The sequence below is a fragment of the Thermus neutrinimicus genome (assembly GCF_022760955.1).
In the GTDB taxonomy this organism is placed as follows: Bacteria; Deinococcota; Deinococci; order Deinococcales; family Thermaceae; genus Thermus; species Thermus neutrinimicus.
In genome coordinates this window covers 31,294-47,344 of record NZ_JAKTNU010000001.1, presented here as the reverse complement: position 1 = coordinate 47,344, position 16,051 = coordinate 31,294, and the positions used below count along the sequence as shown (strand labels likewise).

16 protein-coding genes are annotated in these 16,051 nt (G+C 65.8%); 8 read left to right on the top strand and 8 right to left on the bottom strand.

The window, feature by feature from the left end:
• Positions 1–4: 4 nt before the first annotated feature.
• The 6 genes from pstB to L0C59_RS00210 form a co-directional block, all read right to left on the bottom strand.
• Entirely contained in the window at positions 5–796 is a 792-nt protein-coding gene (gene pstB / locus L0C59_RS00235) for a phosphate ABC transporter ATP-binding protein PstB (RefSeq protein ID WP_279232389.1), read from the bottom strand.
• A complete protein-coding gene (gene pstA, locus L0C59_RS00230; protein WP_243089508.1) occupies positions 797–1,660 on the bottom strand; it encodes a phosphate ABC transporter permease PstA in 864 nt (287 codons plus the stop codon). It abuts the gene before it with no gap.
• The gene (gene pstC / locus L0C59_RS00225; RefSeq protein ID WP_243089156.1) at positions 1,660–2,607 is read right to left on the bottom strand and encodes a phosphate ABC transporter permease subunit PstC; all 948 of its coding nucleotides are present in this window, start codon (positions 2,605–2,607) and stop codon (positions 1,660–1,662) included. The genes pstA and pstC overlap by 1 nt, the downstream gene beginning before the upstream one ends.
• A 63-nt stretch (positions 2,608–2,670) precedes the next feature.
• Positions 2,671–3,750, bottom strand: a complete 1,080-nt coding sequence (gene pstS, locus L0C59_RS00220; protein WP_243089155.1) for a phosphate ABC transporter substrate-binding protein PstS — start codon at positions 3,748–3,750, stop codon at positions 2,671–2,673.
• 35 nt (positions 3,751–3,785) lie between these two features.
• Positions 3,786–4,907 carry a tRNA 2-thiouridine(34) synthase MnmA gene (mnmA, locus tag L0C59_RS00215; RefSeq protein WP_243089154.1) on the bottom strand — a complete coding sequence of 374 codons (1,122 nt, stop codon included), beginning with the start codon at positions 4,905–4,907 and terminating at the stop codon, positions 3,786–3,788.
• Complete coding sequence (locus L0C59_RS00210) at positions 4,904–5,788, bottom strand: DUF1385 domain-containing protein (protein WP_243089153.1); 885 nt, start codon at positions 5,786–5,788, stop codon at positions 4,904–4,906. Before L0C59_RS00210 ends, mnmA begins: the two co-directional genes overlap by 4 nt.
• 39 nt (positions 5,789–5,827) lie before the next feature.
• On the opposite strand from L0C59_RS00210, the gene L0C59_RS00205 reads away from it, so the two are divergent.
• Positions 5,828–7,237: a leucyl aminopeptidase gene (locus L0C59_RS00205; protein WP_243089152.1), complete on the top strand. Its 1,410-nt coding sequence runs from the start codon at positions 5,828–5,830 to the stop codon at positions 7,235–7,237.
• A 45-nt stretch (positions 7,238–7,282) separates the two neighbouring features.
• On the opposite strand, the gene L0C59_RS00200 is transcribed toward L0C59_RS00205, so the two are convergent.
• On the bottom strand, positions 7,283–7,726 hold the full coding sequence (locus L0C59_RS00200) for a Fur family transcriptional regulator (RefSeq protein WP_243089151.1): 444 nt from the start codon (positions 7,724–7,726) through the stop codon (positions 7,283–7,285).
• 208 nt (positions 7,727–7,934) lie between these two features.
• Here L0C59_RS00200 and L0C59_RS00195 point away from each other — a divergent pair, with 208 nt between their 5' ends.
• Positions 7,935–8,198, top strand: a complete 264-nt coding sequence (locus tag L0C59_RS00195) for a septum formation initiator family protein (protein WP_243089150.1) — start codon at positions 7,935–7,937, stop codon at positions 8,196–8,198.
• Positions 8,195–8,452 carry a hypothetical protein gene (locus tag L0C59_RS00190; RefSeq protein ID WP_243089149.1) on the top strand — a complete coding sequence of 86 codons (258 nt, stop codon included), beginning with the start codon at positions 8,195–8,197 and terminating at the stop codon, positions 8,450–8,452. The genes L0C59_RS00195 and L0C59_RS00190 overlap by 4 nt, the downstream gene beginning before the upstream one ends.
• Here the strand turns inward: L0C59_RS00190 and L0C59_RS00185 are convergent.
• Positions 8,449–9,306: a LysR family transcriptional regulator gene (locus L0C59_RS00185; protein WP_243089148.1), complete on the bottom strand. Its 858-nt coding sequence runs from the start codon at positions 9,304–9,306 to the stop codon at positions 8,449–8,451. The genes L0C59_RS00190 and L0C59_RS00185 overlap by 4 nt on opposite strands.
• A gap of 114 nt (positions 9,307–9,420) precedes the next feature.
• Between L0C59_RS00185 and aceE the strand changes: the two genes are divergently transcribed.
• From aceE to L0C59_RS00160, 5 genes are read left to right on the top strand one after another with little or no spacing between them, the layout of a single operon-like run.
• Complete coding sequence (aceE, locus tag L0C59_RS00180; protein ID WP_423247913.1) at positions 9,421–12,147, top strand: pyruvate dehydrogenase (acetyl-transferring), homodimeric type; 2,727 nt, start codon at positions 9,421–9,423, stop codon at positions 12,145–12,147.
• 21 nt (positions 12,148–12,168) lie between these two features.
• A complete protein-coding gene (locus L0C59_RS00175; RefSeq protein ID WP_243089147.1) occupies positions 12,169–13,416 on the top strand; it encodes a 2-oxo acid dehydrogenase subunit E2 in 1,248 nt (415 codons plus the stop codon).
• A 40-nt stretch (positions 13,417–13,456) separates the two neighbouring features.
• A complete protein-coding gene (hemC, locus tag L0C59_RS00170) occupies positions 13,457–14,362 on the top strand; it encodes a hydroxymethylbilane synthase (RefSeq protein WP_243089146.1) in 906 nt (301 codons plus the stop codon).
• Positions 14,363–14,404: 42 nt separating this feature from the next.
• Positions 14,405–14,800, top strand: coding sequence for a manganese-dependent transcriptional regulator PerR (perR, locus tag L0C59_RS00165; RefSeq protein WP_243089145.1), 396 nt, complete (start codon positions 14,405–14,407; stop codon positions 14,798–14,800).
• Positions 14,801–16,042: a bifunctional folylpolyglutamate synthase/dihydrofolate synthase gene (locus tag L0C59_RS00160; protein ID WP_243089144.1), complete on the top strand. Its 1,242-nt coding sequence runs from the start codon at positions 14,801–14,803 to the stop codon at positions 16,040–16,042.
• Positions 16,043–16,051: the final 9 nt, after the last annotated feature.

Below are 16,051 nucleotides of genomic sequence, written 5' to 3'. Positions count from 1 at the left end.
GAGTTTATCCGAAGCGGCCGGTGATGTAGGCCTCGGTGCGGGGGTCCTTGGGTTTGGTGAAGAGGGTCTCCGTGGGGCCGAACTCCACCATCTCCCCGTTGAGGAAGAAGGCGGTGTAATCGGAAACCCGGCCTGCCTGTTGCATGTTGTGGGTCACGATGACGATGGTCACCTGCTCCTTTAGGGAGAGGAGAAGATCCTCTATGGCCTGGGTGGAGATGGGGTCAAGGCTGGCGGTGGGCTCGTCCATGAGGAGTACCTCCGGTTCCACTGCCAGGGCCCGGGCGATGGTGAGCCGCTGTTGCTGCCCCCCGGAAAGACCGCTAGCAGGGGTGCGCAGGCGATCCTTCACCTCGTCCCATAAGGCGGCGCCGCGCAAGGCCCTTTCCACCGCCTCGTCCAGGCGACGCTTGTCCTTTATGCCCACCAGCTTAAGTCCCGCTGCCACGTTATCGTAGATGGACATGGTGGGAAAGGCGGTGGGCTTTTGAAAGACCATGCCCACCCGCCTCCGCACCAAAACCGGGTCCACGCCGGGAGCGTAGATGTTTTCCCCGTCCAGGAGAACCTCGCCTTCAACCCGGGCGATGGGGGTGAGGTCGTGCATGCGGTTAAGGGCCCTCAGGAAGGTGGTCTTCCCGCATCCGGAGGGGCCGATGAGGGCGGTGATCCGGTGGCGGTAGATGGGGAGGTTTACCCCGCCCCCGATCCCCACGCCCACCCGGTTCCCGTAGCGGACCACCAAGCCCTTGGATTCCATGTGCACGCTCACGGCTTCCTTGGCTTCCGATAGCATCTAGAACCTCCTCCTCGAGGCCCACCGGGCCAGCAGGCTCGTCAGGGTGATGAGCGCAAAAAGCACCAGCCCCGCAGCCCAGGCCTGGCGGTGCCAGTCCTCGTAGGGGCTGATGGCGAAGGCGAAGAGGCGCAGAGGAAGGGTGTCCATGGGTTTGAGGGGGTTGAGCTCCAAGAGGGGGCTCCCGAAGGCGGTAAAGAGGAGGGGCGCCGCCTCCCCTGCCGCCCGGGCAAAGGCCAAGAGGACCCCGGTGATGATCCCGGCCCGGGCGGTGGGCAGGACCAAGGAGAGGATGACCCGCCAGCGGGGAAGCCCCAAGGCCAATCCCGCCTCCCGGATCTCCTTGGGTACCAGGCTGAGCACCCCCTCGGTGCTCCGGGCCAGGATGGGGATCATGAGGAAACCCAGGGCGAAAGCCCCCGAGAGGCCCGAGAAGCCTCCCATTGGCTTAACGATGAGGATAAACGCCAGGAGTCCGAAGAGGATGGCGGGCATGCCGTTTAAGGTGTCGGAGAGGAGGCGGAGGTAAGGGTTCACCGGATGATCAGGGTACTCCGCCAGGAGGATCCCGGCGGCTAGGCCGAAGGGCAAGGCGATGAGAAGCCCAAGCCCGTCCACAATTAGGGTTCCCACGATGGCTTGCCGGAGGCCTCCCCCGGTTTCCCCTGGGGGACGCATGTCCTTGAGGAAGAAATCCAGGTTCAAGGCGCTGGCCCCCTGGGCTAGGGCATAGGCCAGCACTAAAAAGAGGATAAGGAATGCCAGCCCGGTCCCCAGGGCCACCAGCCCCATCATGAAACGCTCCTTGCGGTAACGGCGCCTTAGGGCTAGGTCCCTTTCCAGGGTTCTTTCAACAAAAGCCATCACAGCACCCCCTTGACCAGGCGTTCCTGGCGCCTGAGGATGTAGGCGGCAGCGAAGTTCACCGCCATGGAAACCCAAAAGAGCAGGAAGCCCACCGCGATCAGGGCGGAGAGGTGCAGGTCCTCCACGGCTTCGGTGAACTCGTTGGCGATCACGCTGGGCATGGTGGCGGCGCCGCCAAAGAGGGTGTAGGGGAGCTTGTGAGAGTTACCGATGACCATGGTCACCGCCATGGTTTCCCCCACCGCCCGGGCCAGGGCCAAGAAGGCCCCGGCGATGACTCCGCCTCGGGCCAGGGGAAGGATGGCCATGCGCATCACCTCCCAGCGGGTAGCCCCCAAGGCATAAGCCGCCTCCCGGTGCTCCTTGGGCACCAAGGCGATGGCATCCCGGGCCAAGGCGGCGGTGAAGGGGATGATCATGGAGGCCAGGATCAAGACCGCGGTCATCAACCCGTATCCCGTGGGCACTCCCAAAAGGGGGAGAAGCCACGGGGCATGTTCGGCCGCCCACATGTAAAAGGGAAGCTGCACCTGGTCCCGAATCCATGGGGCGAGGACAAAGATGCCCCACAGCCCATAGACCACGCTGGGCACTGCCGCCATCAGGTCCAGGAGGAAGTTGATGATCTGGGCCAGCCACCTGGGGGCGTACTCCGCGGCGAAGATGGCTGCAGCCAGGGCGGGGAAAAAGGAAAGGAAAAGTGCAGAGAGGCTAACGAGAATGGTTCCGAGGATGTAGGGCCAGGCCCCAAAGGACTTCTGGATCACCGGGTCCCACTCCTTACCCAGGGCAAACTGCAAAAGCCCAAAGCGCTTCAGGGCCAGGCTTCCCCCCTGGTAGAGCTCGTAGGCCATGAGCACGGCCAAGACCACCACGCCCAGGGCCAGGAGAAGGAGAGCCCAGGCGAAGATCCGGTCGCCGAAATGGGTGTATAGCTGCTTCATGGGCAACCCCTTTTCAAGATAAGGGGTGGCCTGGAAAAAGGCCACCCCTAGGGGAAGGGCTTGCTAACGCCCCACGATCTCTTTGCCGATGGGCTTACCCTCGTAGGTGACCCGGGAGAGAAGGCTCAGGGCCCGCTGTTGGGGTACAGAGTCCAAGGCTCCGTAGGTGAGGGGCTCGTTGTACCTCTGTCCCTCGGTGAGGATCCACTTCACGAACTCCACCAGGGCCCGGGCCTCCGCCTCGCTCTTCACCGCCTTGTTGGCGGAGAGGTTTTCGTAGAGGAGGAGGTAGGTGAAGCTGGCGATGGGGTAGCCATCGGGAGCTGTGGTGTCGGTGAGGGAGACCCGCATGTCCCCGGGAAGAGGCACGTTGGCGGCGGATTTGATGCTGGCCAGGTCCGCCAGGATGAACCGCCCCGCCTTGTTCCTCACAGCCCCGTAGCTCAGGTTGTTCTGCTTGGCGTAGGTGACCTCCACGTAGCCTATCGCCCCAGGGGTCTGTTTGACCACACCGGCCACGCCCTCGTTGCCCTTACCTCCCACGCCCACGGGCCACTGGACGCTGGTACCCCGCCCCACCTTGCTGGCCCACTCGGGGGAGACCTTGGAAAGGTAGTCCACCCAAACGTAGGTGGTGCCGGAGCCGTCGGAACGGTGCACCACGGTGATGGGTAGGGGAGGAAGCTTCACGTTGGGGTTGAGCTCCTGCAGGGCAGGGTCATTCCAGGTTTTGATCTTGCCCAGGTAGATGTCCGCCAGGACGGGGCCCGTGAACCGAAGGGTTTCCCGAATCCCAGGTAGGTTGTACGTGGGGACCACGGCCCCGAGGGCATAGCCGATGTTAAGGGCGTTGCTCTTAAAACGGGTGCGCACGTCCTTCAAGACCTCGTCGCTCAAAGGGGCGTCGCTGGCCCCGAAGTGCACCGTTTGCTCCAGGAACTGCCGAATACCCCCACCGGAGCCGATGGACTGGTAGTTGATGCGCACCTTGCCCCTGGTGAGCCGGGTGTACTCGTCCCCGTACTTGGCCATGAGGGGGTAGGGAAAGGTGGCCCCTGCCCCCACCAGGGTGATCGCTTCTTGCGCCCATGCCGAAGCCGTAAGTGCCAAAGCTCCAAAAACCGCTATCCCAATCCGTCGCATCCTAAACCTCCCAACCGTAGCTTGGCAGCCCTTTGTCAGGAGAAGGTCATGGCGTTTGCTTGGGGTCTCGCCTCGAGGCCCGCCAGGTTGTAAAGCCCCTGGCGAATCACCGCGCCACCCAAAAGCCTCTCCCCCTGGTAGAAGGCGGCGCTTTGCCCCGGGGTCACGGCGAAGACCGGGGTGGCGAAGCGGAGACGCAAGGGGTTTAGGGACTCCACCTTGGCCCTCACGGGGGGGGTGCGGTAGCGCACCTGCACCTCCACCTCTTCGGGAAGCTCGGCCAGGAGGTTGGCTTCCTCCGCCTCGAGCCCAAGCCAAAGAGCAGCCTCCCTTGGCCCCACGTAGACCACGTTGGCCCCTGGGTCTATGCCCACCACGTACCGCTCCAGGTGGGGCTTGAAAAGGCCCAGGCCCTTTCGCTGGCCGAGGGTGTAGAGGCTTGCCCCCTGGTGCTCCCCCACCACCTCCCCCGTGAGGGCGTCCACCACGGGGCCAGGGCGGACCCTTAGCCTTTCCCTCAGGAACTCCTTCAGGTCCCCGGCCACGAAGCAGAGGTTCTGGCTCTCGGGCTTTTGGGCGGTGGGAAGCCCCACCCTTTCCGCCACGGCCCGCACCTCTGCCTTGGTCATCCCCCCCACGGGGAAGAGGAGGTGGGGAAGGGCCTCCTTGGGGGTGCCCCAAAGGAAGTAGCTCTGGTCCTTCAAGGGGTCTATTCCCCGAAGAAGGCTTTCCCCTTCCCGGCGCACGTAGTGCCCGGTGGCCACATGGTCCAGGCCCAGGCGCCTTGCCTGCTTGAGGAGGGCGCCGAACTTCACGAAGGTGTTGCAACGGGCGCAGGGGTTGGGGGTGCGGCCCCTGGCGTAGTCCTCGAGGAAGGGCCGGATGATCTCCTCCTCAAAGGTCTCCCGGTAGTCCAAAAGGTAGAAGGGGATATCCAGGATCTCCGCCACCCTGCGGGCCTCGTAGGCGGCCTCGGGGGTGCAGCAGCTTTCCCAGGCCCGCCCCTTGTGGGGGATGTCCAGGGTGGGCCTGGGGGGCTCCTCGGGCCAGAAACGCATCATGGCCCCCACCACCTCGTACCCCGCCTCCTTCAGGAGGTAGGCGGAGACGGAGGAGTCCACGCCCCCGGACATGGCCACCAAGACCCTCTTCCTCATGCCACCACCCGCTCGCCAAGAGCGGCTTCCGTGCTCCTTATGGCCACCTCCACCATCTCGGGGGTGGGCTCGGCCACGGTGAGGGCCTGGAAGCGAAAGCCCAGCTCCCTTAAGAACAGGGAAATGGGGTCCTGATGCCGGGCGGAGAAGTAGAGGAGCTCAAAGGCCAAGGCCGCCACCACCGGCAGGAAGAGGACCCGGGCCAATAGCCGCCACCAGAGCACCTCCGGAGCGGGAATGAGGCTGTAGACCAGGATGGAGACCACGATGACGAAGGCGATGAAGGTGGTGCCGCACCGGGGGTGGAAGCGGGGCTGGGCCATGACGTTTTCCACCGTGAGGGGAAGCCCCTTTTCAAAGGCGTGGATGGCCTTGTGCTCCGCCCCGTGGTACATGAAAAACCGCCGGATTTCCGGCATGCGCCCGATGAAGAGGAGGTAGCCCACCAGGATGCCCACCTTGATGAGCCCGGCCAGGAGGTTGTACAGGAGGGGAAGGCGGGCGGCATCCAGGAGAAGGCCGGCCAAAAATCCGGGCAGCACGATGAAGAGGGCGATGCCCAAGAGGAGGCTCACGGCCACCGTGCCCCACAGGGCCCCCTTGGGCATCTCCTCTTCCCCCCCCACCAGCTCGGCGCTGCGGGCCAGGGCCCGGTAGCTCACGGAAAGGGCATCCCAGAGGGCCACCACCCCCCGGATCAGGGGTAGCTTGGCCCAGGGGTAGCGCTGGCTGAGGGCGGGCTCCTCGTGGCGCTCCACGTGGATCTGGCCGTTGGGAAGGCGCACCGCCAGGGCCCAGGCCCAGGGGGCCTTCATCATCACCCCCTCGAGGGCCGCCGCCCCCCCCAGGGCCACCTGCTTGGCAAGCAAAAGAAGCCGCATCCCTCCCATTCTGCCATGGGGGCGTGGTATCTTCCAGGCGTGATCACCTTGCATGCCACCGAGGCCACGTTGGCGGAGGGGAAGGCTCCCTTGAGGGTGGTGTGGGTTAGGAAGGGGGAGTTAACCCCCCAAGGGGAGGCCTTGGACGCCCGCCTGGGAGGGGCTATTCGGCGGACCATGGCCCAGGCGGGGTTCAAGGGGGAGGCGGGGGAGAGCCTGCTCCTTTCCACCCTCGAGGTGCATTTCCTCCTCTTTGGCCTGGACGAGGACCTGAGGGCTACGGGGGGAAGGCTTGCCCAGGCTCTTTCCCAGCTGTCCTTCCCCGAGGTTCTGGTGGAGGCCCTCGAGGCCTATCCCCTGGCGGAAGGGATTCTCCTGGGGGCTTACCGCTTTGACCGCTACAAGGGTTCCCGGGAGGAAAAGCCCCTGGCCATCTGGCTTTCCCGGGCCAGGCCCGAGGAGCTGGAAAGGGCCAGGAAGGTGGCGGAAGGCGTGTACTGGGCCCGGGACCTGGTGAACGAGCCCCCCAATGTCCTCACCCCCGAGGCCCTGGCGGAGGCGGCCCTTTCCCTTAGGGCCTTGGGGATAGAGGTGGAGGTTCTGGACGAAAAGGCCATCCAAGCCCTGGGCATGGGGGCTTTCCTGGCGGTGGCCCAAGGTTCCGAGAACCCGCCCCGCTTCATCGCCCTGCGTTATGCCCCAGAAGGCGCCCGGGAGAGGCTGGATCTGGTGGGCAAGGGGCTCACCTTTGACTCCGGGGGTTACTCCCTCAAGCCCACGGAGGGCATGGCCAGCATGAAGGGGGACATGGCAGGGGGAGCAGCGGTCCTCGGGGCCATGAGGAGCGCCGCCCTCCTGGGCCTTCCCGTGGAGATCAGGGGCTACATCGCCGCCTGCGAGAACATGGTTTCGGGCCGGGCCTACCGGCTTGGGGACGTGCTCAAGACCCTTTCCGGGAAGACGGTGGAGGTGATGAACACCGATGCCGAGGGGAGGCTCACCCTGGCGGATGCCCTGGCCTATGCGGAGCGCCAGGGGGCCAGGCGGATCCTGGAGCTTTCCACCCTCACGGGCTCGGCGGTGGTGGCCTTGGGGGAGGAGGTGGCCGCCCTCTTCGCCACGGAGGAAACCTGGGGGAAGCAGGTGGAGGAGGCCGCCAGGAGGGCCGGGGAAAAGGTCTGGCCCCTGCCCCTGGAGAAGGCCTACCGGGAGAAGCTGAAAAGCCCCGTGGCTGACCTTAAAAACGTGGGAGACAAAAGCGGCGGGGCCATCACCGCGGCCCTTTTCCTGGCGGAGTTTGTGACCGTGCCCCTGGTGCACCTGGACATCGCCGGGCCCGCCTTCGCCAAAAAGGCCCATGCCCTGGGTCCCGAAGGGGGGACGGGGTTTGGGGTGAGGACGGTTCTTAAGGTAGCCCAGGGGCTGACCGAGGTACCTGAAGCCCTCTAAAAGAATCCCACCCTGCGTCCGGGCAGGGTGGGATTCCCGGAAAGCCTACTCCTGGCAGCCTGGGCAAAGCCCCCGGAACTCCAGCCGGAAGTTCTCCAAAGCCCAGCCCGACTTTTCGCTGGCGGCCTTTAGAGCCTGGGAGAGGTCCAGCTCCGGCAGGTTCTTCAAGAGGAGGTCCTCCACCTTCCCGCAGGAGGTGCAGACCAGGTGCACGTGGGGTTCGTTGTAGCCGTCGTAGCGGGTGAGGCCCTTGGGGTCGCGGAACTCGTAGATGAGGCCGTGCTCCCGCAGGACGTGAAGGTTGAGGTATACGGTGGAAAGGCCGATGTCGTAGCCCCGCTTTTTAAGGCCGTTATAAAGCTCCTCGGGGGTGGGGTGGACGTTCTTGCGGTCCAGGTAGCTCAGGATCCGCTCCCGGGGCAGGGTGTGCCTGAGCCCCACCGCCTTTAGCCGCGCCCGGTAGTTCTCCTTTTCCCTCATCCTTGGCATAGCTCCTCCTTCCTTTCAGTTCCAGTATACACAGCCTATGTGCAAATGCAACACCCAAATTGTGCGCTGAATGGTATAGACCTTTTCTCTCCTTTTTTGAAGGGTTTTCCTCACGGTGTGTTCCCCAAGTTTGGGTAAGGTTCCAGGTTCTTCCATTATGCCACCCCCATCCGGGGCAACGGGTCACCCGGGGTATAATGGACCCATCGTGGACCGGCCCATCTACCGCATCCTGCACCTGGTTTTTGCCCTGGGGTTGGCCCATGCCCTTTTCCTGTTGGGGCAGGAGGGGGTTAGGGCGTATGAGCTTGCCCGGGAGCGGGCCAGGCTGGAGGAAGCCCTGCGCCAGGCGGAGGCCCGGGTGGCCCGCCTCGAGGCCGAGGTGAGGGCGGCCAAGGATCCCGCCCACCTCGAGGCCCTGGTGCGCAGGTTGGGTTTTGTGCGGCAAGAGGAGATACTAAAGAGGCGATGAGGGAAGACCCGGCGGCGCTCTTTCTGGAGGACGAGGCCCTCACCGACGGCCTCACCGATGAGGAGGCGGAAACCCTTCTTTCTTGGCTTTTGGACCTGGCGCGGGAGGCCAGCCCTTCCCAGCTGGCCCATCTGAGAAGGTTGGGGCACGAGATCACGCGCCTTTCCCGTGACTACGGCCTTCCGGTGGAGGAGCTCATCGGTCTGGTGGAGCTGGCCTGGGGGGAGAAAGAGGCCCCAGGCCTGCAGGCCTAGAAGGCCAGGGCTTTGAGGAGCTCCCGTACCTCCAGAAGCCTGGGGGGCGGGGGAGTGAGGCGGTAGATGAGGGAGACCTGCAGGGTGGCCTCCTCCTTGAGGGGCTTGAGCACCACCCCGGGATGGGGGAAGACCCGGTATGGGGCCAGGGTGAGGTAGATCCCCACCCCGGCGGCCACCAGGCTCACTGCCTGGGAAAACCGGGCCACCTCCCGGGCCACCCGGGGCGTGAAACCCGCCCGGCGGAACACCTCCATGAAGGCCTCGTAAAGGGGGGGTAGGGTCTCCTTGGGGAGTAGGAGGAAGGGTTCTTCCTTGAGGGCCTTTAGGGGCACCCGTTCCCTCGAGGCCAAGGGATGCCCCTCGGGCAGGGCCACCACGATGGGCACCTGGAGGAGGGGTTCTTGGCCGATGGCGGGATCCTCCACCCTTAGCCCCGCCAGGCCGTAGTCCAGCCGGCCCTCCTTGAGGGCCTTTACCTGCTCGGGGGTGTGCATCTCCAGGATCTCCACCGGCTGGCCCAAGCCCCGGCGCAGGTGGTCCAGAAGGGGCATGAGGTCGGGAAGGAGGTTTTCCGGCACCCCGAAGCGAAGTTCCTCTCGATTTGCACGCCGCACCCGGGCCTTTAGGGCCTCCACCTCCTCTAGGAGCCGCGCCCCCTCCCGCACCAGCACCTCCCCCGCCGGGGTGAGGCGGAAGGGCCTGCGCTCCAGAAGCTTCACCCCTAGCTCCCCCTCCAGGGCCCTTATCTGCTGGGAAAGGGCGGGCTGGGAGAGATAGGCCTTCTCCGCCGCCCGGTGGAAGTTCTTCTCCTCGGCCAGAAGAAGGAAAAGCCGCAGGCGGCGCAGCTCCATGATAAGGCTAGCTTATCACCACGGCCCAGGCTTTTCTATTGGACAAAGGGCCCCGTCTGCCCCAGACTGGGAAGGGGAGTTGGTGTAGTGTAGTTTGGCGTAGCAAGGGGGAGGATGACGGCAGTGAATGCGGATGCGCTCAGGCAGGCTCTAGAGGCCCTTTCCCCGGAGGAGATGGCCCGGTTCAAGGAGGAGGAAAACCGGGAGTGGCGGGAGTCCTTGGAATACGTGCTCCGGGTGGAGGGATTCGCCAGGGTGGAGGAGCTTTTGCGCCTTCTGGACGAGTACCTTTACCTGCAGGGTTTCTCCCCTTCCAACCGCCTTTCCACCCCCTACCTGAACACCCTCCCCAAGGAGCAGGAGCCTCCCTATCCCGGGGACCTCGAGGTGGAAAGGCGCATCGCCAACATCCTGCGCTGGAATGTGGCCATGATGGTCACCCGGGCCAACAAGAAGGCGGAGGGGATCGGGGGGCATATTTCCACCTACGCCTCCATCGCCGAGCTCTACGAGGTGGGGTTCAACCACTTCTTCCGCGGGCCCGAGGCGGGGCTGGACCGGGACCTGGTCTTCTTCCAGGGCCACTCCTCCCCCGGCATCTACGCCCGGGCCTTTCTGGAGGGGAGGCTAGGCGAGGCGGACCTGGAGAACTTCCGCCGGGAGGTGCACTCTCCGGTTGCAGGCGGCCGGGGGCTTTCCAGCTACCCCCATCCCTGGCTGATGCCGGATTTCTGGGAATTCCCCACGGTTTCCATGGGCCTTGGCCCCATCCAGGCCATCTACCAGGCCCGCTTCATGCGCTACCTGGAGGACCGTGGCCTGAAGCCCAGGAGCACCGCCAAGGTCTGGGCCTTTTTGGGGGATGGGGAACACGACGAGCCGGAAACCGTGGGGGCCTTGCACCTGGCGGCCCGGGAGGGGCTGGACAACCTCATCTTCGTGGTGAATGCCAACCTGCAGCGTCTGGATGGGCCGGTAAGGGGCAACTCCAAGGTCATCCAGGAGCTGGAAAGGCTCTATAGGGGTGCGGGCTGGCGGGTGATCAAGATCGTCTGGGGCTCCACCTGGGACCGGCTCCTGGCCAAGGACAAGGAGGGCCACCTCCTAAGGCGGTTTGAGGCCTTGGTGGACGGGGAGTCCCAGCGGTATGCCGCCTTCGGGGCCAAGGAGCTCAGGGAGCGCTTCTTCAACACCCCCGAGCTGAAGCGGCTCATCGAGGGGATGACGGACGAGGAGCTGGACGAGCTCACCCGGAGCCGGGGCGGGCACGACCTGGTGAAGATCCATGCCGCCTACAAGGCGGCGGTGGAGCACAGGGGAAGCCCCGTGGTCATCCTGGCCCGCACCATCAAGGGCTACGGCATGGGGCCCACGGCCATGGCCAAGAACGTGGCCCACCAGGTGAAGAAGCTCACCGAGGAGGACCTGAAGGAGGCCCGGGCCTTCCTGGGCATCCCCATCCCGGAGGAGAAGCTATCGGAGCTTCCCTACTACCACCCGGGGCCGGACTCCCCCGAGGTGAGGTATCTTCTGGAGCGCAGGAAAGCCCTAGGAGGGTTCGTCCCTGAACGGCGGGTGCGGTTCACGGGGGGCCTCGAGGTGCCGGGGGAGGAGTTCTTCCAGGAGTTCTACGAGGGTACGGGGGGGCGGGAGATCTCCACAACCATGGCCTTCGTGCGTATCCTGGCCAAGCTCCTGCGCCACCCCAAGATCGGGAAACTCATCGTGCCCATCGTGCCCGACGAGGCCCGCACCTTCGGCATGGAGGCCCTGATCGCCCAGGTGGGCATCTACTCCCCCCAGGGGCAGCTTTACATCCCGGTGGACGCCGGCACCCTCACCGCCTACAAGGAGAGCAAGGAGGGGCAGATCCTGGAGGAGGGGATCACCGAGGCGGGGGCCATGGCGGACTTCATCGCCGCCGGTACCGCCTACGCCCACTGGGGCATCCCCACCATCCCCTTCCTCATCACCTACTCCATGTTCGGCCTCCAGCGCATCGGGGACCTGGTCTGGGCGGCGGCCGACCAGCGCACCAAAGGCTTCCTCCTGGGGGCCACCGCCGGGCGGACCACCCTCGAGGGGGAGGGGTTGCAGCACCAGGACGGGCAAAGCCACATCTACGCCCTGGCCGCCCCCAACCTCTTGGCCTACGACCCCGCCTTTGCCTACGAGTTCGCCGTGATCCTGGAGGACGGCCTCAGGCGCATGTACCAGAAGGGGGAGGATGTCTTCTACTACATCACCATAGAGAACGAGAACTATCCCCATCCCCCCATGCCCGAGCCCAGGGAGAGGGTGAAGGAGGGGATTCTCAAGGGCCTTTACCTCTTCCGCCCGGGGGAGGGGGAGGGTCCCAGGGTCCAGCTTCTGGGCTCAGGGCCCATCCTGCCCCAGGCGGTGAAGGCCCAGGAGTTATTGAAGGGCTACGGGGTGGTGGCGGACGTGTGGAGCGCCACCAGCTACAAGGCCCTCTACATGGATGCCATAGAGGCGGAAAGGGAGCGGAGGCTTTTGGGGAAGGCCCGCAAGCCCTACGTGGCCGAGGCTTTGGAGGGCCACGAGGGCCCCGTGGTGGCCGCCAGCGACTACCTCAAAGCCCTGCCCAACCTCATAAGGGGATATCTGGATCGGCCCTTCTGCGCCCTGGGCACGGATGGCTTTGGCCGCTCGGACACCCGGGAAGCCCTAAGGGACTTCTTTGAGGTGGATGCCCGCCACATCGCCCACGCGGCCCTGGCCCTTCTGGCCGAGGAGGGCAAGGTGTCGGCTAAGACCTTGGCCAAGGCCAGGAAGGAGCTTGGGCTCGAGCTTTTGCAAACCCCGCCCCACAGGAGGTGAGGGGGTATTCTGGAGGGCAGGATGGAGCTGAAGCTTCCCGAACTGGGCGATAACGTGAGCGCCGCCACGGTGGTGGGGGTGCTGGTGAAGGAGGGGGACCGGGTGGCCCCGGGGGACCCCCTCTTGGAGCTGGAAACCGACAAGGCGGTGATGGAGGTCCCCGCCGAGGCGGGCGGGGTGGTGAAGCGCGTTTTGGTGAAGGTGGGGGAGGAGGTGCGTCCCGGAGAACCCTTCCTGGAACTGGAGGTTGGGGAGGAGGCTCCTTCGCCCCAGGAGGAGCCTGCCCCGTCCAGGGAGGAGAAGGTCCAGGCGGCGCCATCCCCAAAAGCCCCTGCTCCTGCGCCCGCCCCCAAAGGGGAGGAAGGCCGGCTCATCCCCGCGGCTCCCTCGGTGCGGCGGTTAGCCCGGGAGCTGGGGGTGGACATCCGCCAGGTGCGGGGCACGGGCTTGGCGGGGCGTATCACCGCCGAGGATGTGAGGCGGGCTGCGGGCCAGGTTCCCCCTCAGCCGGCGGAGGCCCCAAGCCCCCTTCCGGGTCCCAGGCTCCCCGATTTCCGCCGCTGGGGCCCGGTGCGCACCGAGCCCATGAGCGGGGTCCGCAAGGCCACCTTGAGGGCCATGGCCCAGGCGTGGGCCCAGGTGCCCATGGTCACCCACTTTGACGAGGCGGACATCACCGAGCTGGAGGCCCTAAGGAAGCGCTACGCCCAAAGGGCGGAGGAAAGGGGCTTTAAGCTCACCCTCACCGCCTTCCTCCTCAAGGCCTTGGCCCTGACCCTTAAGGCCTTCCCCAAGTTCAACGCCTCCATCGATGGGGAAAGGGGGGAGATCGTCTACAAGGATTACGTGCACATCGGGGTGGCGGTGGATACCCCCCATGGCCTCCTGGTCCCGGTGATCCGGGATGTGGACCAAAAGGGGGTTCTGCGCCTGGCTAAGGAGCTCCAGGAGGTCTCCCAGCGGGCCCGGGAGCGGAAACTCACCCCGGAGGAGATGCAGGGAGGCACCTTCAGCCTCTCCAACCTGGGGGGGATTGGCGGCACCGGCTTCACCCCCATCGTGAACTGGCCGGAGGTGGCCATTTTGGGGGTTTCCCGTTCCCAGATGAAGCCGGTGTGGGACCCGGAGAAGGAGGCCTTCCAGCCCCGCCTCATCATGCCCTATGGCCTTACCTACGACCACCGCCTCATAGACGGGGCGGAGGCAGCCCGCTTCTGCCGCCATCTGGCCCAGCTTCTGGAGGACCCTTTGGGTCTGGCCTTGGAGTAGGGGGTGCTCGGCCCCGGGTTCTCGTGTAGTATGGGAAAGTATGCGCGTCATCGTGGTGGGAACCCGGGGCAGCGCCTTGGCCCTGGCCCAGACCCGCTTTGTGGTGGAGCGCCTCAAGGAAAGCTGGCCCGAGGCGGAGTTCAAGGTGAAGACCATCAAGACCCGGGGGGACCAGGGGGCGAGCCCCTTGGAGCAGGCCATCTTCGTCAAGGAGCTTCAGGAGGCGCTTCTTTCCCGGGAGATCGACATCGCCGTGCACTCCTTAAAGGACCTCCCCACGGAGGAGCCCCCGGGGCTCAAGATCGCCGCCATACCCCGTAGGCAGGACCCCAGGGATGCCTTCCTGGGCAAGGTGTATAAGCGCCTCGAGGACCTCCCCCCAGGCGCCGTGGTGGGCACCAGCTCCATCAGGCGCAAGGCCCAGCTCCTGGCCCACCGCCCGGACCTGGTGGTGAGGGACCTGAGGGGCAACGTGGACACCCGCCTGGCCGCCTTGGGGAACGGGGAGTACGACGGGATCATCCTGGCGGCGGCGGGGCTCATCCGGCTGGACCTGCGCAACCGCATCGACCAGTTCCTGGAGCCCGAGGTGATGCTTCCCGCTCCCGGCCAGGGGGCCTTGGCCCTGGAGGTGCGCTGGGGTGACGATCTGGCGGAGGAGCTGGCCTATGCCCTCCACCACCACCCTTCCCACGACCGGGTGCGGGCAGAGAGGGCCTTTTTGAAAGGCCTTGGGGCCGGATGCCTGGCCCCGGTGGGGGCCTTAGCCCAGGTGGAGGAGGACGGCACCCTCCTCCTCGAGGGGATGGTCCTCACCCCCGATGGCAAGAGCTTCATCCGGGCGGAGATCGAAGGCGAGGCCTCCGAGGCGGAGGAGCTGGGGTTGGAGCTGGCCCAGGACGTGCTGGAGCAGGGTGGGCGGGAGATTCTTGCCCAAACCCGATAGGGTTGCTGGAGTTTTCCCCCAGCCTGGGGTATAGTGGTAAGGATGGCGCTCAAGCGCTTGACCCGCCAGCGCAAGGCTGTTTTGGAGGTGGTGAAGAGGGCCCACAACCACCCCGATGCCGCCTGGATCTACCAGGAGGTGCGGAAGGTGGTGCCCAAGGTGAGCCTGGGGACCATCTACCGCACCCTCGAGGCCCTGGTGGAGGAGGGTTACCTCATCCCCATCACCAAGGCGGGGGAGGCCACCCGTTACGACGCCAACCTTCACCCCCACCTGCACCTCATCTGCCAGGGGTGTGGGGCCATCGTGGACCTGGAGGTGCCCCTCCCCGACCTCCTCACCCCCGTCCAGGAGGCCTACCCCCAGCTGGAGGTAAGGGGGGTGGAGGTCACCTACAAGGGCCTCTGCCCCACCTGCAAGGCAGCCCTTAAGGGATAGATGGAACCTTTGGCCTGGCTTTACGCCCGGCAGGGCCAGGTGAAGCCGGGGCTGGAGCGCATCCAGGCCCTCCTTGTCCGCCTGGGAAATCCCCAGGAGGCCTATCCCGTGGCCCTGATCGGGGGAACCAACGGCAAGGGGACCGTGGCCCGGGCCCTGGCGGCCATCCTGGAGGAGGTGGGCCTAAGGGTGGGGCTTTACACCAGCCCCCACCTGGTGGATTTCCGGGAAAGGGTCGTCGTCCAGGGTAAGCCCATAGGCCAAGGGGCGCTTCTTTCCCTTTTGGAGGAGATCCGTCCCCAGGCGGAAGCCCTGGAGGCCAGCTTCTTTGAGGTGGCCACCGCCCTTGCCCTCCTCCACTTTGCCCGGGAGGGGGTGGAGTTCGCGGTCCTCGAGGTGGGCCTAGGAGGGCGCTTTGACGCCACCAACGCCGCCGAGCCCCACCTTTCCGTGGTGACCAACATCGGCCACGACCACCTGGAGATCCTGGGCCCCACCCTAAGGGATGTGGCCCGGGAGAAGGCGGGCATCCTCCGCCAAGGGGTGCCGGCCCTCACCGCCGCCAGGGGGGAGGGGCTTGCGGAGCTAAGGGAAAAGGCCCGGGCCCTGGGCGCCCCTCTTTGGGTTTTGGGGGAGGAGTTCTCCCTTCGGGGGGTGGAGGCCTGGGGGGAGGGCCTGGCCTTCCGCCTGGGGCTTAAGGGGGAGGAAAGGGGCTTCCACACCCGGCTTCTCGGTCCCCACCAGGCGGAAAACCTGGCCCTGGCGGCGGTGGCGGGGAGGCTTTTGGGGGCGGGTTGGGAGGCGGTGGAAAGAGGCCTCCTACGGGTGGAGAACCCGGGGCGGCTGGAGCGCCTGCCTTGGCCCGGGGGGAAGGAGCTTTTCCTGGATGGGGCCCACAACCCGGAAGGGGCTTGGGCCTTGCGGGAAGCCCTTCGCTTCCACGGGCTTTTGCCCGCCACCTTGGTCCTGGGCTTCAGCCGGGAGAAGGACCACCGGGCCATGGCCGAGGCCCTTAAGGGGCTGGGGCCGGTGGTCCTCACCCGCTACGCTTCCCCTAGGGGCCAGGACCCCAAGGCCCTTCTCCCCCTTTTCCCCGGGGCTTGGGTGGAGGAAGAACCCCTAAAGGCCCTGGAAAGGGCCTTTGCCCTGGAGGACCGGGTGGTGGTGGCGGGAAGCCTCTACCTGGTGGGGGAGGTGAAGCGGGCCCTTTTGGGGCTTCCCCCGGAGGAAAGGTGGCAGTAGCACCATCCC

Excerpts from the sequence above, each read along its gene's own strand:
- pstB (WP_279232389.1), bottom strand. The coding sequence starts at position 796 with ATGCTATCGGAAGCCAAGGAAGCCGTGAGCGTGCACATGGAATCCAAG.
- pstA (WP_243089508.1), bottom strand. The coding sequence starts at position 1,660 with ATGGCTTTTGTTGAAAGAACCCTGGAAAGGGACCTAGCCCTAAGGCGC.
- pstC (WP_243089156.1), bottom strand. The coding sequence starts at position 2,607 with ATGAAGCAGCTATACACCCATTTCGGCGACCGGATCTTCGCCTGGGCT.
- pstS (WP_243089155.1), bottom strand. The coding sequence starts at position 3,750 with ATGCGACGGATTGGGATAGCGGTTTTTGGAGCTTTGGCACTTACGGCT.
- mnmA (WP_243089154.1), bottom strand. The coding sequence starts at position 4,907 with ATGAGGAAGAGGGTCTTGGTGGCCATGTCCGGGGGCGTGGACTCCTCC.
- L0C59_RS00210 (WP_243089153.1), bottom strand. The coding sequence starts at position 5,788 with ATGCGGCTTCTTTTGCTTGCCAAGCAGGTGGCCCTGGGGGGGGCGGCG.
- L0C59_RS00200 (WP_243089151.1), bottom strand. The coding sequence starts at position 7,726 with ATGCCAAGGATGAGGGAAAAGGAGAACTACCGGGCGCGGCTAAAGGCG.
- L0C59_RS00190 (WP_243089149.1), top strand. The coding sequence starts at position 8,195 with ATGAGGGAAGACCCGGCGGCGCTCTTTCTGGAGGACGAGGCCCTCACC.
- L0C59_RS00185 (WP_243089148.1), bottom strand. The coding sequence starts at position 9,306 with ATGGAGCTGCGCCGCCTGCGGCTTTTCCTTCTTCTGGCCGAGGAGAAG.
- aceE (WP_423247913.1), top strand. The coding sequence starts at position 9,421 with ATGACGGCAGTGAATGCGGATGCGCTCAGGCAGGCTCTAGAGGCCCTT.
- L0C59_RS00175 (WP_243089147.1), top strand. The coding sequence starts at position 12,169 with ATGGAGCTGAAGCTTCCCGAACTGGGCGATAACGTGAGCGCCGCCACG.
- hemC (WP_243089146.1), top strand. The coding sequence starts at position 13,457 with ATGCGCGTCATCGTGGTGGGAACCCGGGGCAGCGCCTTGGCCCTGGCC.
- perR (WP_243089145.1), top strand. The coding sequence starts at position 14,405 with ATGGCGCTCAAGCGCTTGACCCGCCAGCGCAAGGCTGTTTTGGAGGTG.
- L0C59_RS00160 (WP_243089144.1), top strand. The coding sequence starts at position 14,801 with ATGGAACCTTTGGCCTGGCTTTACGCCCGGCAGGGCCAGGTGAAGCCG.